Source organism: Qipengyuania sp. (assembly GCF_042095715.1).
Taxonomy (GTDB): Bacteria; Pseudomonadota; Alphaproteobacteria; order Sphingomonadales; family Sphingomonadaceae; genus Qipengyuania.
Map to the genome: position 1 here is coordinate 1 of NZ_JBELMO010000006.1, position 18,078 is coordinate 18,078.

General features: G+C 61.8%; 18 protein-coding genes. All 18 read left to right on the forward strand.

The window, feature by feature from the left end; translation table 11 throughout:
• Nucleotides 1-56 precede the first annotated feature (56 nt).
• The 18 genes from ACFDTG_RS03045 to ACFDTG_RS03130 are packed head-to-tail and all read left to right on the forward strand — an operon-like array spanning nucleotide 57 to nucleotide 18,077.
• Nucleotides 57-620 (forward strand): type IV conjugative transfer system protein TraE, encoded by a 564-nt coding sequence (locus ACFDTG_RS03045; protein ID WP_119587720.1) that lies wholly within the window; start codon nucleotides 57-59, stop codon nucleotides 618-620.
• Entirely contained in the window at nucleotides 617-1,414 is a 798-nt protein-coding gene (locus ACFDTG_RS03050) for a type-F conjugative transfer system secretin TraK (RefSeq protein WP_063612617.1), read from the forward strand. Before ACFDTG_RS03045 ends, ACFDTG_RS03050 begins: the two co-directional genes overlap by 4 nt.
• Before the next feature lie 5 nt (nucleotides 1,415-1,419).
• Nucleotides 1,420-2,709 (forward strand): TrbI/VirB10 family protein, encoded by a 1,290-nt coding sequence (locus tag ACFDTG_RS03055; protein WP_082863935.1) that lies wholly within the window; start codon nucleotides 1,420-1,422, stop codon nucleotides 2,707-2,709.
• A gap of 9 nt (nucleotides 2,710-2,718) precedes the next feature.
• Entirely contained in the window at nucleotides 2,719-3,597 is an 879-nt protein-coding gene (locus ACFDTG_RS03060; protein ID WP_227819756.1) for a DsbC family protein, read from the forward strand.
• Complete coding sequence (locus ACFDTG_RS03065) at nucleotides 3,594-4,247, forward strand: hypothetical protein (protein WP_063612618.1); 654 nt, start codon at nucleotides 3,594-3,596, stop codon at nucleotides 4,245-4,247. Before ACFDTG_RS03060 ends, ACFDTG_RS03065 begins: the two co-directional genes overlap by 4 nt.
• Nucleotides 4,248-4,256: 9 nt before the next feature.
• The gene (gene traC / locus ACFDTG_RS03070; protein WP_375289640.1) at nucleotides 4,257-6,809 is read left to right on the forward strand and encodes a type IV secretion system protein TraC; all 2,553 of its coding nucleotides are present in this window, start codon (nucleotides 4,257-4,259) and stop codon (nucleotides 6,807-6,809) included.
• A complete protein-coding gene (locus ACFDTG_RS03075) occupies nucleotides 6,806-7,150 on the forward strand; it encodes a hypothetical protein (RefSeq protein ID WP_375289618.1) in 345 nt (114 codons plus the stop codon). The genes traC and ACFDTG_RS03075 overlap by 4 nt, the downstream gene beginning before the upstream one ends.
• Nucleotides 7,143-7,694 carry a TrbI F-type domain-containing protein gene (locus ACFDTG_RS03080; protein ID WP_375289619.1) on the forward strand — a complete coding sequence of 184 codons (552 nt, stop codon included), beginning with the start codon at nucleotides 7,143-7,145 and terminating at the stop codon, nucleotides 7,692-7,694. The genes ACFDTG_RS03075 and ACFDTG_RS03080 overlap by 8 nt, the downstream gene beginning before the upstream one ends.
• Nucleotides 7,681-8,202, forward strand: coding sequence for a S26 family signal peptidase (locus tag ACFDTG_RS03085; protein WP_375289620.1), 522 nt, complete (start codon nucleotides 7,681-7,683; stop codon nucleotides 8,200-8,202). The genes ACFDTG_RS03080 and ACFDTG_RS03085 overlap by 14 nt, the downstream gene beginning before the upstream one ends.
• Complete coding sequence (gene traW / locus ACFDTG_RS03090; protein WP_375289621.1) at nucleotides 8,199-8,849, forward strand: type-F conjugative transfer system protein TraW; 651 nt, start codon at nucleotides 8,199-8,201, stop codon at nucleotides 8,847-8,849. The genes ACFDTG_RS03085 and traW overlap by 4 nt, the downstream gene beginning before the upstream one ends.
• Nucleotides 8,846-9,118, forward strand: coding sequence for a hypothetical protein (locus tag ACFDTG_RS03095; protein ID WP_176268258.1), 273 nt, complete (start codon nucleotides 8,846-8,848; stop codon nucleotides 9,116-9,118). The genes traW and ACFDTG_RS03095 overlap by 4 nt, the downstream gene beginning before the upstream one ends.
• On the forward strand, nucleotides 9,108-10,133 hold the full coding sequence (traU, locus tag ACFDTG_RS03100; RefSeq protein WP_375289622.1) for a conjugal transfer pilus assembly protein TraU: 1,026 nt from the start codon (nucleotides 9,108-9,110) through the stop codon (nucleotides 10,131-10,133). Before ACFDTG_RS03095 ends, traU begins: the two co-directional genes overlap by 11 nt.
• 14 nt (nucleotides 10,134-10,147) lie before the next feature.
• A complete protein-coding gene (trbC, locus tag ACFDTG_RS03105; protein WP_375289623.1) occupies nucleotides 10,148-10,885 on the forward strand; it encodes a type-F conjugative transfer system pilin assembly protein TrbC in 738 nt (245 codons plus the stop codon).
• Nucleotides 10,882-12,621, forward strand: a complete 1,740-nt coding sequence (locus tag ACFDTG_RS03110) for a conjugal transfer protein TraN (protein ID WP_375289624.1) — start codon at nucleotides 10,882-10,884, stop codon at nucleotides 12,619-12,621. Before trbC ends, ACFDTG_RS03110 begins: the two co-directional genes overlap by 4 nt.
• Complete coding sequence (locus ACFDTG_RS03115) at nucleotides 12,608-13,000, forward strand: hypothetical protein (RefSeq protein WP_375289625.1); 393 nt, start codon at nucleotides 12,608-12,610, stop codon at nucleotides 12,998-13,000. The genes ACFDTG_RS03110 and ACFDTG_RS03115 overlap by 14 nt, the downstream gene beginning before the upstream one ends.
• Complete coding sequence (gene traF / locus ACFDTG_RS03120; protein WP_375289626.1) at nucleotides 12,997-13,803, forward strand: conjugal transfer protein TraF; 807 nt, start codon at nucleotides 12,997-12,999, stop codon at nucleotides 13,801-13,803. The genes ACFDTG_RS03115 and traF overlap by 4 nt, the downstream gene beginning before the upstream one ends.
• Nucleotides 13,803-15,245, forward strand: coding sequence for a conjugal transfer protein TraH (locus ACFDTG_RS03125; RefSeq protein ID WP_375289627.1), 1,443 nt, complete (start codon nucleotides 13,803-13,805; stop codon nucleotides 15,243-15,245). Before traF ends, ACFDTG_RS03125 begins: the two co-directional genes overlap by 1 nt.
• A gap of 12 nt (nucleotides 15,246-15,257) precedes the next feature.
• Nucleotides 15,258-18,077 carry a conjugal transfer protein TraG N-terminal domain-containing protein gene (locus ACFDTG_RS03130; protein ID WP_375289628.1) on the forward strand — a complete coding sequence of 940 codons (2,820 nt, stop codon included), beginning with the start codon at nucleotides 15,258-15,260 and terminating at the stop codon, nucleotides 18,075-18,077.
• Nucleotide 18,078: the final 1 nt, after the last annotated feature.

Genomic DNA, 18,078 nt, shown 5'->3' on the forward strand with positions numbered 1-18,078 from the left:
GTTCTTTGGTCTGAAGGTCGCTCCGCCTTCTCATCTTCGTGTGATGGCGGGCTGAAATGGAACTTTCTCTTGCTCACGAGGCGTCGCAACGGACGCTGAAACAGCGCAATCTCCTCGCGCTCATCTGCATCGTTCTCGGCATCCTTGTGGTTGTGATGTTCACGGCCGCCTCGACGCGCGATCGGGAGGTCGTCCTGCAGCCGATCCTCCCGAGCGAAATGACGCTTAGCTCCTCGTCGGTCACGCCCGAGTATCTCGAGGCGGTAACACGCGACACCGCGCAGCTTGCGCTCAATCGCTCGCCTGAAACCCTCCAGTACTGGCTCGACGGGATCGTCGCCATCGCCGCGCCGGAGTCGCGCGGCGCGCTTAAAGCCAAGCTGATGGAGATCATGGCCGAGCAGGAAGGCTCTCAGGTCACGCAGTTCGTCACCATCGACTGGATCAGGACCGACCCCGACGAACTCACGAGCCAGGTCGGCGGCGTGCTCCATACGATCGTCGGTTCGCGCGACGTCCGCCGCGAACACAAGGTCTTCGAGTTCCACTGGAAATATACCGGCGTCTCGCTCCGTCTGAAGGGCTTCGGCGTCGTCGTGAAAGAAGGAGAGGAAGAATGAACCCGGTCATTTCCTCGCTCATGATCGTCTCCGGCGGGCTGTTGGCCTCGCGTCTCGACTGCTACCTTACGCGCTTGAGCGGCGCGGCGCTCATCGCAGGCGCGTTCGTCATCTCGGCTGCGCCCGCACTCGCGCAGGAACACATTCTCGCCGTCGACAACGGCGAGGTACGTTGTCAGGCGTCGAAATCAGACCTTACCCGGATCGCGCTCAAGGACGATCAGTTCGTCGCCGTGTCGCGCGTCCAGAGCGGTATCGAGGCCGAGGACTTCTCGATTGTCCACGAACCCACGCGCGGCGACATCTATCTGTCGGTGCCGGGAGGCTACACCAAGCCGAACATTTCCTTCTTCGGCACGACGCAGAAGGGATACGTCTACAAGTTCGACTGTCAGGTGTCGGGTGACGGCGCGTTGCAGGTCTTCGTGGCCAACGCGGATATCGAGCATCCGCAGCCGCAGGCCGAAACGCTGCAAGCTGCTTCGCTCGACGATCGTGCGGTGGGCCTCGTTCGGGCGATGTTCGAACAGCGTCCCGTGACGGGCTTCGAGATCAGCGACGCCGCTCGCGCGCCGGTGAACGTCGGCGACATCAAGGTCCAGCTGGTCAGCGAATATCGCAGCCCGACCATGACGGGCAAGGTTCTTCGGATCGAGAACACCGGAGCCGCTCCCATGACGCTGCAGGAAGAGCTCATCGCCGGCGACGGTGCGATCGCCGTTAGCATTTCAAACCGCGACCTCGCGAGTGGACAGGCGACTGCCGTCTATGTCGTCGTTCCCACAGGAAGGTAACTGAGATGGATCTCCTGAAGCGCAAACCCAAGGATCTGGATGCCGCCGGATATGACGAGCACGATGAGCTCGACGAGAGGGGTTCGATCGCGGAGAACGACCAGACCCAGAAGCGTCAGAAGATGCTGATGTACGGGCTGGTGGGCGTCATCGCGATCGCGGGTTCGATGTACGTCCTCGATACCGACGATACCATCGAACAGGCGATGGACGACGGTACCGAGACCACGGTCTCGACCGACGCCCTCATGAACCGCCAGCGTGTCGACCAGGAATGGGTCGCCATGTACGAGGGCGAGATCAACTCCCAGGGGCAGCGGCTGAAGGGCGTCGAGGCGCAGGCCGGCCAGATGATGGAGCTTCAGTCGCAGGTCGAGAGTCTGCGCAACGAGAACGCCGCGATGGCTCGCGATGGCCAGCGTGTTCTGGAAGCATATGAGCGCGAGAACGAGCAGCTACGCCAGCAGGCGAGCCGCGGGAACGCCCGCCCGAGTGCTCCGGGTCCGGTCGCCGCTGCACAGGCTTTGGGGGTCGCCCCCTCCTCATCGCCTGTCGCGGCGCCGCCGCAGCCGCCGCGGCGCGCCAACGATGTGCAGATGGTTTCTTTCACGGCGAATGGTGGCACGGGTTCGCGGATCGACGCTTCCAAGTCGCCCGCCATCTACACAGACTCTCCGAACTACTTGCCGCCCAACTCGATCGCGAAGGCGACGGTGGTCGTGGGGGTCGACGCCACCACCAACACACGCAGCCAGAGCGATCCGCTCCCGGTGCTTCTCCGCATCACCGGACCAGCGCGCTCGGTCTACAGCGAGGGCCGCCTTCTCGCCACTCGCGTACAGGGCTGCATGGTGAACGGCGCGGCTTACGGCGACCTTTCCTCGGAGAAGGTCTACGTAAAGCTCCAGCGCATGACCTGCGCGCAGCCTGGCGGCCGCTTCGCGGTGTCGGAGGTGAAGGGCTTCATCGCCTTCGGCGGCAAGGTCGGCGTTCGCGGCCGGGTGGTCAGCCGCGAAGGGTCTCTGACGACTCAGGCCTTCCTCGCTGGTCTCGTCAGCAGCGCCGGCACCGCCCTCAACGGCTCGTTCAACGCGCCCATCATCTCGGGGGGTCGCGAAGACCCGGATGCAAGTGAGGTCGGACTGCGCGCTCTTGGCGGCGGTGCCGAACAGGCCGGCACGACCCTCTCCGAATATCTCATCGAGCGCGCGGAGCAATATCAGCCCGTCGTCGAGATGCCCACCGGCGCAAGTGTCGAGGTCGTGTTCCTCGACGGCACCTTCATCAGGAACTGAGAGGCAATCATGCTGAAGAATTTGACCCTCAAGCGGCTCATGCACGGCGATCATAAAGCCGGTCTCGTCCGGACTGTTCAAGCAGTCGGGATCCTTGGCGCGGGAGGCGTTCTTGCCCTTGGAGCCCAGGCTCTCGCGCAGAGTTCCTCGGACGCTGCGGTGCAACAGGCTCTCGCCGAACGCCTGCCCAAGACCGAGATCACCGCGATCGACTGCGAGAAGATCGAGGGCGTATGCGAGGTGCAGGCTCGGCAGAACCTCTTCTACATCGATCACGGCGCTCGCTATCTCATTATCGGCCGCGTCTACGACATGGAGACCAAGCAGGATCTGACGGCGGCGCGGCTGCTCGAGATGAACCCCGACATGCTGATTGGGGGAGGCGGCGGAGAATCGGCAACGGCCAGCGCCGACATGCAAGCGCCCGCCGCAGGCGATGCCACGGGCGGCTCGATCGACGATCAGATCGACCCTCGCGCGCTGGCTGCGTTGCCGCAGAACGGCGCGGTCGTGATGGGCCGGGGGACAAAGACGGTCACCGTCTTCAGCGACTTCCGCTGTGGCTATTGCAAGCGGCTTCATGAGACCCTCGAGACGCTCAACGTGAAGGTCGTCGAGCGCCCAATCTCGGTGCTCGGCACACGCCCGATTTCCGAAGCCGTGATCTGCTCTCCCGACAAGCGCCGGGCCGTGAATCAGGCGTATGATGGCGGGTCGATCACCACCGGATCGGAATGCGACACGTCGGGGCTCGATGCCAACGAAGCTTTCGCGCGCCAGCATGGCTTCAATGGAACCCCCGTAATCGTCCGCGAGGATGGTGCCGTCGTTCACGGCTACCGCCCCCGCGAATTCCTCGAAAGCTGGATCCAAGGGAGTGCATCGTGAACAGCAAAGCCATTCTCACCATCGCCGCGCTTGGCGGCGCGCTCTCGGCCTGCACCACACTGGGCACCAATGTGAGCGGCAGTTTCCGGTGCGATGCTCCCGACGGTGTGTGCGCCCCCTCCACCGTGATCGACGACAACGCGATATCGCGGATCGAGGAAACGAGCTCCACCGATCTGCTCAATCCCGCCGGTCCCTACCAGATGGATGACGGGATCGATGCTCCGGTCCACAGCACCGTTCTCGCGTCCGCTCCCATGACGGCGACCAGTGCCCCGAGCTATGAGCTTGCCGTTGTCTTTCCGGGCTACACCGATGCGACGGGCATGATCCACGCACGGCGGACCGTCAGGACCGAGGCCGTCTTGCCCGGTCGCGGTGATGCGATGGACGCGATGGCGATGCGCGGGCGCAATCCCACGCGCAACCAGGGGCTGCTTGCCGCTGCGGAGAGTGCCCCGCCGTTCCTCGCGATCACCCCCGATATCCTCCCGCCCGCGGCTGATCCTACGGCAAAGCCGCAGGAAGTCGCCGTCGCGACAGGGACCGATCCCATCGCGGCGATCGAGGCGCAGGTATCCGAACGCCTTGCAGGCCAGCAGGCGAAGCCGCGGCGGCAGGCCGCATCGTTTCCCGGCGTGGTGGAGTGAAGCGCGATGATGAGAGCATTCAGCAACATCGTGGACCTGGTGGTCGGCGACAGCCGGAAACCCGAGCAGAAGTCGAACCCGCCGCAGGTGCCGATGCTGTCGCATTACCTTGGCTATCGCTCCTACGACGAAGACAAGCGGGTCTTCCACCAGGTCCGCTCGAAAGGCTTCATCCTCGAGCTTGCGCCGCTGGTCGGGGCCAATGATCGCGTCAACGACATCATAAGTTCGCTGTTCTCGGATATCCTCCTGCCCGGGACCAAATTCAGCGTAACCAATTATTCCTCTCCGCGCGTCGCGGAGAAGCTGCAGGACTGGGCGCTACCGCGCTTTAGCGCCTCCGGCGTCTTCCAGACCCTTGCCCGACATCGTCTCGACAAGCTCCGCAACGGCGCGTGGTCGACTCTCGCGAGCGACGGCCCCTTCTTCGTCCGCAATTACCGTGTCGTCATGTCGGTCGGCGTCAGTCAGGGCTCCGGGCTGACGACCGATGATCTGGTGACGATGCGCGACGGAACCATTTCGGCGCTGGAATCGATCGACGTTCCAATCAAGCAATTCGAGCCCACCGATCTGATCCGCTTTTTCGACGAGATCCTGGCTCCATCGACCGGAGCTGGAGACGAGGTTCCGGGGTACAACCGGTTCGACCCAATCAACGAACAATGCGTCCGCCGCGATCTCGTCACCCATGTCGAGAAAGATCGTCTTATCCTTCATGCGCAGTCGCTCCGCCCAACGGGTGCCTCTGTCGAGGGCGTGCCGGAGATGAAGGATTTCGTTCCCGAGCGCTTCGACATCCGGACGATGGCGGCACGCAATTTCCCCGATCGCTGGGCTCCGTGGGACACGCAGAAGATCATCGGCGATATCTTCAATCCCAAGCTGAACTTGCCGTGCCCGGTCCTCCAGACCGTGTGCGGGGTCATCCCCGGGCAGGAGTCTTCGGAAAGCAAGGCGGGATACAAGTTCGCGCGCACGAGCTCGCTGGCGGAGGGAAAGGGCGTCAAGCTCGTCCCGAAGCTTCGCACAGAGGCCGCCGAATGGCAGTTCATCCAAGACCGTGTGAAGCAGGGCGAAAAGCTGGTCTCATGCTATTATGCGGTTTCGATCCTCGCGCCCAAGGGACGTGGCGAGCCCTGCGAGCGAACGCTCAAGGCGCTCTACAAGGCGAGCGGGTGGGACCTGATCGACGAGACCCATATCCAGCTGCCCGCCTTCATGGCCCATTTCCCGCTCATGCTCGCGGACGGGCTCGATTCCGATTACAAGCGCATGAAGCGGCTGCGCACCATGCGCTCCACGAACGTCGCGGCCATCGCACCGATCCAGGGTGAATATGTAGGCGGCAACATTCCGCATCTGCTGTTCATCGGGCGCCGGGGGCAACCGCAATTCTGGTCGCCGTTCCAGAACGGTGCCGGCAACCACAACGTGGCAATCGCGGGCAAGTCGGGTTCGGGGAAATCGGTCCTCCTTCAGGATCTGACGGCGAGCTTCGCCGGCGTCGGCGCGAAGACGATCGTGATCGATGACGGTCGCAGTTTCGAGCACATGGCGAAGGCGCTCGGCGGCACCTTTACCGAATTCAAGCTCTCTTCGGGCATTTCGATCAACCCCTTCCGGATGATCGACCAAGAGCTGGCCCAGGGCGACGACGACTATCTGGTCGACTGCCTCGCCATGTTGAAGTCGATCATTTCGCAGATGGCGCGAAACGAGACCCGACTGAACGACACCGAGCGCGGGCTCATCGACCAGGCCGTCAACGCCGTCTGGGAAGCAGAGGGTCGCGATGGAACGGTGGACCACATCATCGAGGCGCTCAAGCAGCCCGAACATCCCTTCGCCTACGATCTTGCGACCTCGTTGCTGCCGTTCGCCTCGACCGGGACATTCGGTCGCTTCTTCCTCGGCGATGCCAATCTGGACCTGTCGGCCGACCTCACCGTCTTCGAGCTTTCCGATCTGGCGACGCGTGAGGAGTTGCGCGGCGTGGTGCTGACATCCGTGATGTTCATCGCTTCGCAGGTGATGCGCCGGATGGACCGCTCGATCCCCAAGCCGCTTATCATCGATGAGGCCTGGCAGATGCTGAAGGGCGGGGCGATGGCAGACTTCGTCGAGACCTATTCGCGCACCTGCCGCAAATACGGAGGTTCGCTTATCACGGCGACGCAATCGATCCACGATTACTACAAGTCGGAGGGGTCGCGCGCCGCGCTTGAGAACTCCGACTGGTTCCTCATCCTTCAGCAGAAGGGCGAGACGATCTCCGATTTCCGCAATTCGGATCGCTTCGAGATGGACAACATGACCGAGGCGCTCTTGCGGTCCTTGAAGCGCAACGGCGTGGACTACTCGGACGTGTTCATCCGGGGGCCCGACACCGAGAGCATCGGGCGGCTCGTCCTCGATCGCTATTCGGCGACCCTCTACTCCTCGAGCCCCGACGTCTTCGCCGAAATCGAGGATTACGTCCATCGTGGCTTCCCGATGCACGATGCGATCGAGGCGGTAGCCTTTCCCGAAACCCACCATATGCTGGAGGCCGCGGAATGAACGCATTTGCACACGCCGGATCCCCGCACACTCGGATCGGACGCGGCCAAGACGCAATGGCCGTTGCGTTCCGCCTGATCGGGTGGTTCGCCACGACGGGCCTCGCGACCCTTGGCGTCGCGACCTTGTTCTTCGTCCTCCTCGGCAGCTTCACCCTTTCTGGGACGATGCTTCAGCTGGACAATTTGGCCGCGCGCTTCCTCGCGGCCGACGCGGCTCGACAGGCGCAATTTCAAACGATCGTATTCACGGTCCTCGGCGGCGCCTTCGTTCTCATCGCTTTCTTTCGCCGTGCGAGCCTTCGCTCCGCTTTCGAAGTCGCTGGAGGTGACAATGACTGATCTGTTCGAGAATGCCGATCATGCGGCAACCGCCGAAGTTCGCAGGCCCAAGACAGTGGCTGCCAAACGCGCCTTTGCGGGTCTTTCACCCCGGGAGATCGTGCTGCTCGCTGCCGCCGCCGCCATCTTCATCTGGGGAGCCTGGGTCACCAAGAACCTCGTCTCTGAAGATGGGGGACGCCAGGAGTTCGTGCAGCTTCAGCTGCAAGGGATCATCGGCGAATATCTGCAGGCCCAGGCGCGATCGAGTTCCGACGAGCAGACTGCCGCCCAGGAAACGGCCGTCTTCATGGCCGCACTCGATCGAACCGTCGCTGGCTTGTCGAAGAGCGGGAAGGTCGTTCTCGTCCACGAGGCGGTGATTGGCGGCGAGATCCCGGACGTCACCCAGAGCGTAAAGGCGGCCGTCTACGCGAAGGTGCCGCGCCCGCAAATCGCCCAGGCTTCGATCGACATGCGACAAGCGCAAGACGCGCGTGTCGAGCAGGAAATGCAGGCGTTCATGGCCGCGAACGGGGGAGGGCAGGGCGGTGTTCAACAATAGAGCCAAGCGGCTGTCGACCAAGGGCAAGCTATTCGCGATCGCCGCGCTTTTCGGCATCGGAACGGCGGTGACGTCCCTGCAGCAATGGAGCGAGACCCATGCCTTCATGATTAACGCAACGGATTCGCTGCCGAACTGGGCGTTCCTTGTCGAAAGTGGCCGCTTTCCCGACCGCGGCGATTACGTGATATTCCACCCGGGCCATGATCCGGTCACCCAGAAGTATTTCGGCGAAGAGCCTGGCGCCTTCGCCAAGATCGCCTTCGGTCTGCCCGGCGATTTCGTGACCCGCGAAGGCCGTGACGTGCTGGTCAATGGCGAGCGCATCGCATCGACCAAGCCGCTCACGAAGCGCGGTGATCCCCTGACCGAAGGACCTCTCGGCGTCGTTCCGGAAGGTTGCGTGTTTGCAGCCACTCACCACAAGGATGGCTTCGACAGCCGCTATTCGCACATCGGCTTCGTGTGCCGCGACCGCCTCGTTGGAACGGGAGTGGCGATCCTGTGAGGTATCGTCTCGTCATCCTCTCATGCGCCGCCGTCACCGCGGCTGCGACGGCGCCGTCGATGCTGACTGCGCAGGCGCAGGATCATGGCCAGATGGGTCAGACCTGGCCCGTCATCGAGCCCGACCTCCTGTCCGTCATCAAGGCGCGTCTCGATCATGCGCAGGCGACCGGCAAGCTCGACGAGATGAACCAGCAGTTCGCCGCGAAAGTGAAGGATCGCGTCATGCGTCCGGTTCCCGTTCCGGGAATGGCGCGTGCCGAAGAGACGCGTTCGTGGGAATTCGATCCCGCGATCGTCGTCGAGAACGACATCCGCGACCACCAGGGCAATCTGATCGCGGCACGTGGGCAGCGGGTTAATCCGCTCGCGACTTCGGGGCTCTCCAAGAAGCTCGTCTTCGTGGATGGCGACGATCCCGCCGAAATCGAGTGGGCGCTCGGTCACGGATCGGATGAACGCGCTAAGATCATCTTTGTCGATGGTTCGCCCTTCGAATCCATGAAAACTCACCAGCGTCGGTTCTACTTCGACCAGGAGGGCAAGCTCTCCAGTCATTTCGGCATCACCCGCACGCCCGCGCTCGTTGAGGCGAAGGGCGATCTCCTGCTGATTACCGAGAAAGCTATCCCGCGGAGGCAATCGTGACGTCCTGGCGCGACATGATCCCGGCTCCTCTCGCCGCTCCGGAAACTGGGGAGATACGGGCTGCGCGCTTCCGCGTCATCGCAGCCTGCCTCGTTTTCGCGGTCGCACTTCTGTTCCTTGGCCAGCTTCGCCGGCTTATCGGGTCCGCCGCTCTCCCGGGCCTGGCCGCGGCCTTCACCTTCATGTCCGTTCAGGGCTGGGCATGGGCCAGGCTGAAGAACGCCGCGGACGATGCCTGGCTCTTCAGGGAGACCGACGATGTTGCGTAGGTGGCTTACCGTTGTTGCGGCGCTTGCCGCCCTTGCTCTTGTCGCGCCGGCGTCCGCCCAAGGACTGCCCTCCGGTCCGGGGCGTTGTTCCGGATCGTTCGTCAATCCGATCACGGATGTGTGCTGGGGCTGCATGTTCCCCCTTTCCCTCGGATCGCTCAAGATCTGGCCATCATCACGCGCCGATACCAAGAATCCGGATCTGCCGATCTGCGCTTGCGGAACGCCCGTTCCACGCGTCGGGCTTGCGATGGGGTTCTGGGAGCCCGTGCGTCTCGTCGATGTCTCGACCAAGCCGTGGTGCTTTCCCAATCTTGGCGGGATCAAGCTCGATCCGGGCTTCTCGATCGGGAACGGCTACGCCTCGAACTCCTCGCAGATAGGGGGCCAGTCGCAGAACACGGCGAAGTACCACGTTCACTATTACATCTACCCGCTGCTTTATTGGCTCGAGGTCGTAACCGATTTCCTATGCCTTGAAGCCAGCTCGTTCGATGTCGCTTATATGAGCGAGATCGATCCGCTGTGGCAGGATGATGAGCTTACGACGCTTCTCAATCCCGAAGCGGCGCTTTTCACCTCGCCGATCGCTCAGGCCGCTTGTTCGGCCGACTGTATCGCTTCGACTTCGAAACTGCCGATAGACGAACTGTTCTGGTGCTCGGGGTGCCAAGGGCCGATGTATCCGATGAACGGCAACATCGGAGCGAATGTCGGCATCAAGCAGTCGGCTCGGCTCGCCGCCGAACGGATGATCTACAAGATGCATCGCCAGGGTCTGGCGTGGGGCACTAGCGGCTCGAAAGCCCTCTGCTCGAAGTACATCATGCCGATCCTGAAGAAGAGCCAGTATCGCCTTCAACAGGTCAATCCGACGCCGATGGTCAGCGGACGAGAAAGCTGCTCGCCGATCGGCGCGACCCCCATCCTGCCCAAGTCCGGACAGGTTTACCCGGTCAAGGGAGAGGACGTGGGTTTCCTCCTTTGGCGCAAGCGCAATTGCTGCGTGCTGTAGAACGGAGACCTGCCATGAACCGCAAGATCGCTATCTCGCTCGCCGGTTTCAGCCTCATCGGCTGCGTGACGGCCGTCTTCGCCCAAAGCACGGACGGTTTCGATCCCCAAGCAATCGAAGCACGCGCTGGGGAGTTCCAAGAAGATGCCCAAGCACTCTTCGACTACGTGACCTCCAATGGCGAGGAGCACCGGGAAGAGGCGCAGAAGGTCGTCGAGGGTGGTTACGCCTCGATCGAAGGGCTCGACGTGTCCGATATCGCTGCCGGTGATGGCCCCTTCGACTTCGACGAAATGGTCGCTGGCGCCAAGGCGGGCATGGCCAACCCCGAGGGTGCGCCGTTGTTTATCGCGTTCGCCAGCCTTTCGATGCCCGAAGAAGCGCTGGCGAAAATGATCGAGGACACGACGAAGGCCGGCGGCGTCGTCGTGTTCAGAGGCTTCTCGGCCGGGAATCCGCAAGCGTTCATCACCGGCATCCGTAACGTCGTCGACCAGGCAGGCGCGAGCAACGTCGCGATCGAACCGCGGCTGTTCCGGTCTTTTCAGGTCGATCATGTTCCGACCTATGTCGCGCTTTCGAGCGACTTCGAGCCTTGCGACCAGCTTGACTGTGTGACTGCGCCGCCGCCTCATGACCGGATCGCGGGCAATGTCAGCGTCGGCTATGTGCTGGAGACCTTCGCGGGCACCAACGGCCCTGGCGCTCCGGTCTCGCGGGTTGCGCTCGCCAATTACAGGTCTGCGCAGTGAACATTCGCGGCCTCGCTCTTGCTTGTGCCGGTCTCGTGGCGACGGATCAGCTTGCCCACGCGCAGATGACGTCGTCCGATGCCCGCGCCGAGGGCGAGGCAATCGGGGAAGGCGTCCGCGACGCAACGAACGGATCCATCCTCGCCGATGGTTCGGAAGCGAATGTCCCTACATACGCAGGGACTGATTTCCCGTCTCTCGATTATGCGGACGATGCGGTCGGTTTGACGACGGCAGGCGAAGCGCAGCGTTATCAGGAGGACTATCGTGTCGTCATCGATCCGTACCGCAAGGTTGTCGATCCTGCGACGATCGATCTCTCCGCGGCATCCGCCATCGAAAGCGATCCCGACGCCTATCTCGGTCCCGGCGCTAGCCCGGGTGGATCGAGCGGTTCATGCAATCCACTGCCTCCCGGGGGCGGTGGCTCGACCACCTATCTCGAGAGTTGCAACCAGGGTTCGCAGCCTTTCGACGAAGCGCGGACGTGCAGGGCTCTCCTGACAATTCAGACACAGGGTTCCCGGTATTGGGAGTACACCTGCGATGAGGGGTTCGACAGGGATGTCAATCTAGGCGCGCGGCAATGCGCCGCCATTCAAGGCCAGCTCGATGCCGGCGGTTGTCAGGAGATCAACCGGGTCCGGATAGGCCAAGGGTGCCTTCAGTGGTACGACAATGGACGCACTCGCTACTGCTCCGAACCCGGCGACCCAATTTACCGTCTGACCTATTCTTGCCCCGCGCAAACTGCGGTCTCCGGCGGCATTGAGCGGAACAAGATTTCGATTGTCAGCGAGTCCGTCGACGAAACACAATGCGAAGCCACGATCGGTGGAGCGACGTGCTCGCTCCAAAGCGAGACCTGCACGGCTCCCAACGAGACGCGCGTCATCGATGGCTTGCCCGTAACCCGCCCGTGCTGGGAGTGGAGCCGCACGTATCAGTGCCAGGGTTTGCTTCCGGCGAACGACTGTGCTGCGCTCGAGGCACGTCCGGAATGCTCACTCAGCCATGACGAATGTCTGAGCTACGACGCCAATGGCATCACCTGCAACGTCTATGATCGCTGGTTCCAGTGCACGACACCGGACACGGGTGCGCCTCCGCCGCCTGCCTACGTTTGCGCGGGCGACCTCTACTGCATCGACGGCGAGTGCACGAGTGTCACGCGCGAGGCTTCGACCGAGTTCAAGGACGCGATGGTGGCGATGAACGTCCTAGGCGAACTCAGGGACGAGTTCGATCCGAACCAGCTCAAGATCTTCAGCGGCGAGAACCTCAAATGCACCAAGAAGGTGTTCGGGCTGTCCAATTGCTGCAGCGGGAAGGGCGTTCCCCTTCTCACGCCGTGGCTCTGCAACAGCCAGGATCGGGACGTCGACAAGAAGGATGACGCCGGGCTCTGCCATTATGTCGGCACCTACTGCTCGGACAAGATCCTCGGCGTCTGCGTGACGCGCAAGCAATCTTACTGCTGCTACGGGAGCAAGCTGGTCCGCATCCTCAACGAGCAAGGCAAGGCCCAGCTCGGGATGCGATGGGGCAAGGCCAAGGAGCCCGACTGCGAGGGTTTCCTCATTGCCCAGTTCCAGCAGCTCGACCTCAGCCGGATGGATTTCCGCGAGGTTTACGCTGAGTTCGTCGATGCGGCCAAGCTGCCCGACGAGATCGAAATGTCGATCCAGATCCAGACCAAGATTGAAGACTACTACAATCTGAATGGAGGGACTTGAAGTGTCGGGCGGCGAAGTCATTGCGTTTCAGGAAGGGGATCCGTTCCCAGCTGCCGAAGTGCTCGATCTCGCAATCAGCGTCGCGATCGGACGCAACCTTGCTGCCAGCGAGGAGGAGATGTTCTCGCGCATCGACGACTGGTTCCTGCGCCCAGCATCGAGGGCGGAGCTCGTGGCCGCTATCGGCCGATTGCTCGAACGCGGTTGGATCTCCCGCGCAGGCGAGAGCGCTTTCGATTTCTGCCTCACCGACGCCGGCATCGACGGCGCGACGACCCTATCCGGCGGAATGATCCGGATGATCGACCGTGGTCGGGGTCACCTCAAGACCGCCTTCCTCCTGCAGATGCTCGACCTCGACAAAGGGAAACGCTCATGAACAAGCTCGCTTTGCTCGGCCTTGCGGCAGTAGTCGCCGCAGCCACGGCCCCCGGTTTGGCGCAGACGGCGGACACGGCGTCCCAGCGCGATGCCTTCTACTGCGACGAGCGCAAACTCGGGTCGTGGTTCTACTGCAATTCCGAGAAGGTGAAGCGCGAGGCGAAGGAGAGGGAGCAACAGCCCGCCCAAACCGTACCCGCCGTGGAGCGAATGGCGGCGATCACCAAGCAGCTCGACGAGCTCAAGGCGCTCGCAATCCTCGAACCAACCTCCGAGAACATCGTCAACTACATCCGCTTCCAGCGTGAGCAGCTCGATCGTGCGTCGACCTTCGCCGATACGTGGAGCAGGTCGATCTGGCAGAACCCCGAGCTCGACTACACACTCGAACGGCCAGTGGGCACCTTGGCCAAGCAGACGTGGCTCACGGACCGCCGCGACCAGCGCGAGGGATCGATGCAGGCGCTCACGCAGCGCTACGGCGTCTTCTACTTCTACTCTTCGAGCTGCTCGGCGTGCGGGACGTTCTCGCCGGTCATGCGCGCGTTGTCCGACAACTACGGCCTCGAAGTGCTGGCTGTATCAATGGACGGCGGTCCGAATGAGCTCTTCCCGAACTACGTGATCGACAGCGGACAGTACCAGCGAATGGGGCTCCAGGGAGGCACCGTGCCGGCGATTGTCCTGTTCGACACGCAAACCAAGCAGCCGATCCCGATCGGCTACGGCGTCATGGCTGCCGACGAAGTCATGCAACGCATCTTCTACCTCACGCAGATCGAGCCAGGGAGCGATTACTGATGTCTACTCGGACGAGAGGCGGCATCGCCGTCCGTTTCGCAAAACCCGCCTGTGTGGCGCTCTGCGCGTTGGCGGCGACAGGCATGGCCGCGGCGCCGGTCAGCGCGCAGGTTGGGGCCGAGCTCAACGATTTCTTCAACGACATGGGCGCGGCGGCCAACGCGACCGGGCCGACCGCCTATCAGGGCCAATCCGCGGGCTATTATTCGGGTGGGAACATCTGGACACGGTTTCCGCAGAAGAGCGTGAACCCGGTCAATCTGCAACTGCCCTCGATCAAGGCGGGTTGCGGCGGCATCGACGTCTTCTCCGGCAGCTTCTCCTTCATCAACACCGACGAGATCGTCGCGATGTTGAAGGCGACCGCCAACAATGCGCTCGGCTTCGCCTTCCAGCTCGCCATAAAGTCGATCAGCCCGCAGATCGCCTCGACGATCGAAGAGATGGCGCAGAAGGCTCAGCAGATGAACCAGTTCAACATGAACAGCTGCGAGACCGCTCAAAATCTCGTCGGTGGGTTGTGGGGAAAGTCGGACCGCATGTCGTCGGAGATTTGCAAGTCTATCGGCAACAGCCAAGGGCTCTTTTCCGATTGGGCGAAGGGCAGGCACGAATGCGGGACCGGCGGTCAGCGGGAGTCGACGATCGCTGCGAACAGCGATCCGAACATTCCGTCGGAAAGCTACAATTTCACCTGGGACATGCTGAAGCAGAGCTACCCCAGCTTCTCTCCCCAGTTCCGCGAGTATCTCATGACCTTCGTGGGGACCGTCATCTATTATCAGGATGGCGATGCGAGCGGGAAGCGCGGATACCAGTTCTTCGGGCAAGGCGATCGCGCGCTTCTGACGGCGCTTCTCGACGGAACGAACTCGGTCACGATGTTGAAGTGCGACACGTCCGACAAGTGTCTCAATCCGACGACGCAGACCATGTCGGTCAACCAGGCGCAGGCATTGAAGCCTCGCGTCCGCGCAATGATCGAGAGCATGAATGCCAAGGTCCGGTCGAATACCGCGCTGACGTCGGACGAGATCGGACTGCTCGGCGCGACCACGATCCCGCTCTACAAGATCATTTCGGTCAACGCGGCGGCGACGCTTGGCGGAATGACAGCCAACGACATGAACGATCTGGCCGAGATTGTGTCGATGGATCTGCTCGATGCGCTTGCGCAGCAATATTACGGCTACGCATCCCGGGGTGTCGGGACGTTCCAGAACGCGAACGAGGAAGCGCTGTCGCAATGGCGTGACCAGATTGTCTCCGTGCGGCACGTCCTCGATGGTTATTCCCAAGGCATGAACCTGCGCCTCGATCGGACACAGCACGTCATCCAGCGCGCGGTCTTCCTGGAAGGCACGCTCCGCAACAATCTCTCCCCGCAGATGTCGGCGGCGCTGTCCTTCAATACGTCGCTGTCGAACCAGGGCGTCCAGTAAGGATCAGGGGCCATGATGGAGATCTACACGATCGGCGGCGGGGAATATATCGTCAACGTCCTCAACGCGGTCTCCGCATGGACGGGGGGAGGGGGCTTCCGCTCGCTTCTCCGGGTCGTGATGGTGATGGGTTTCATATACACGCTTCTGATCGTCGCCTTCAGTTTGAACTGGCGCGCCTGGCTCAACTGGTTCCTGGGTGCGACGCTCATGTACGGGGCACTCATCGTCCCGACGACCACCGTGCAGGTCACCGATCGCCTCAATCCCAGTCTGGCACCCTCGACGGTCGGCAACGTCCCGGTTGGTCTGGCCCTCATCGCCTCGGTCAGCTCGACTGCCGGCGACTGGTTGACGCGCACGGCCGAGACCGTCTTCACGATGCCTGGCACCCTGCAGATGTCGAACAACGGTATGATCTATGGAGCGAGGCTCTGGGATCGCACCAGGGACTTCCAGATCCGCGACCCCCGCACCAGCGCCAATCTCGAGGAGTATTTCAAGCAGTGCCTCTTCTATGACATCCTGCTCGGCCATACGGCTTTCGACGCGGTCGCCAATTCGAACGATATCCTGACCGATATGGGTCCCGGCTCGCCGGCGCGAGGCATGAAGTGGATCCCTGCCACGGGCACCCCGACGATCGTGACTTGCCAGGCAGGATACACGAGCCTTCAGAGCGGGATTGTCACCTATACCGATGCGCAGCTCGAGGAGGAGGGCCGCAAGCTCTTTCCAGGCCTCACTCCCGCGGCCGCTCGCGCCAAACTGATCTCCGACCTCCCAGTCATCGCCAATCAGTTCCACGGTAGCAGCCAGACCGCGCAACAGATTTTCCATCAACGCTCGCTGGTGAGTGCCTTCCTCGAAGCGCGAGCCAATCTCGGTGCGGCTGATGGCGATACATTCGCCATGCTCCGCGCCGAGGAACAGGCGCGCAACACCTACACGTCGATCACACAGCAAGCGATGACGTGGGTCCCGCTTCTCAACATCGTGCTGACCGTCGTCTTCTATGCGATGTTCCCGGTCATCTTTCCGCTCTTCCTTCTTCCGCGCACAGGGGTCACCGCGCTGAAAGGTTATTTCACCGGCTTCTTCTATCTGGCCGCATGGGGGCCACTCTATGTGGTCTTGCACATGTTCATCATGGATCGCGCGTCGGACTCGTTGAATGCGACCGCGCCGGGCGGCATCACGATGGCAGGCATGGCCGGTATCGATGCGGTCAACGCGGATACCGCGACGATCGCAGGCTTCCTGATGATGTCGATCCCGTTCCTTGCTGCCGGCATGGCGCGGGGAGCGATGGCCGTCTCGTCGCAGGCGACCTCCATGCTCGCGCCGGCACAAGCTGCAGCGGAAGCGGCGGCTGTCGAGCGGACGACCGGTAACTATTCCTACGGGAACGAGAGCTACATGAACCTGTCGAGCTTCAACCGGCAGTCTAACCAATGGAACACTGCGCCATCCTTCACGGGTGGAGCTGCTGTGCAGTCGACTGTCAATCCCAACGGTACTTTTACGCGGACGATGGCTGACGGTTCTACCGTCTTCGATACATCACCCGGTATGAGCCGTCTCGCCTTCGGTGCCTCTTTGAGCCAGTTCGCGAATTCCGAGCGCCAGCAGACGCTTTCCGAGCTCGAGACGGCTCGCAACAGCCTCACCGAGGAGCGTTCGCGTGCGGTTTCGTTCCTCGACCGAACCTCGGCACGTCAAACGACCGGCGTCCGCAACTCGAGCGGAAGCGAAAGCTCTGCAGGATATCGCTCTGGTGAAAATTTACAGAGGTTTGACAATCAGTCGCTCGATTCCAGAGACGGTATAAGCGAAAGTGACAGGATTTCTGGCTCTTCGGGCAATCAACAAACCAACATTGATCGTCTTGAGACTACTCGCGGCGGGAATATCGGCATATCTGGCACTGCCGGTAGAGGAAACTCTGGGGGGAGGCCTCGTAGGGGCTCTGGCGCTGGTATTAATGCTGGCGCGCAAACTGGCATCAATGGAGGACGGTTGCGCACCGATAGCGTCAGCCACGGGAATGAGCGTACAGAAAGCCAGGGATTCGACTCCTCGACCTCTGATAATCGCTCCAACGGATCGAATGCTACACAGGATATTGGTAGCTACTCGCAGAGCGGCAGCTTTAATCGAAGCGAAGGCTATTCGGATAAGTCCTATTCTCGTGAGCAGGCTCTCGAAGAGATCCGACGTATCGATGAACGCATCGCTGCAATCGATGAAATTTCGACGTCCCTCAGCAACAATACCTCCAATCGCGAAGGATACGGTGCGAACCTCAACTTCGACATGTCTCAGATTGTTGCATCAAGGTATCAGGAAAAGGCCGCAGAACTTGGAGTGACCGCACCGAGCTTGGCCCGCACCGACTACAATACGCAAGAGCAGGCAACCTATGAGTTCGTAGCGAGAGAAATCATCGCCGATTACTACGATGATCGCGTCGCCCCCTTCAATGACCTCATCCCTGAACGCGGCTCTTTGGTTGGCAATGTCACTGGGCCCGGCGATTTCAGCAAGTCCGACCTTCGCGGTAGTCCGCCTAACCCTAATGTTGGTGAGCCACGAAACCTTGTGAGTGGAGCAGCTAACGGATCGATCGGTAACCGGATCGATGAAGGGGCATCTTCACTTGGCGATCGCTACCAAACGAATGGTTCGCGTTATGGCAACCGCCGTCGGGAATTCGAAGAAGGTCGGGATGGTCAAGGCGGCGCGAATGACCGCTTCAACGAGCGCTTCTATGACCGCGATCAGCGGGAGCGGAACTCGATACAACGACGTCTTCGTGGTGATGACGAATGAG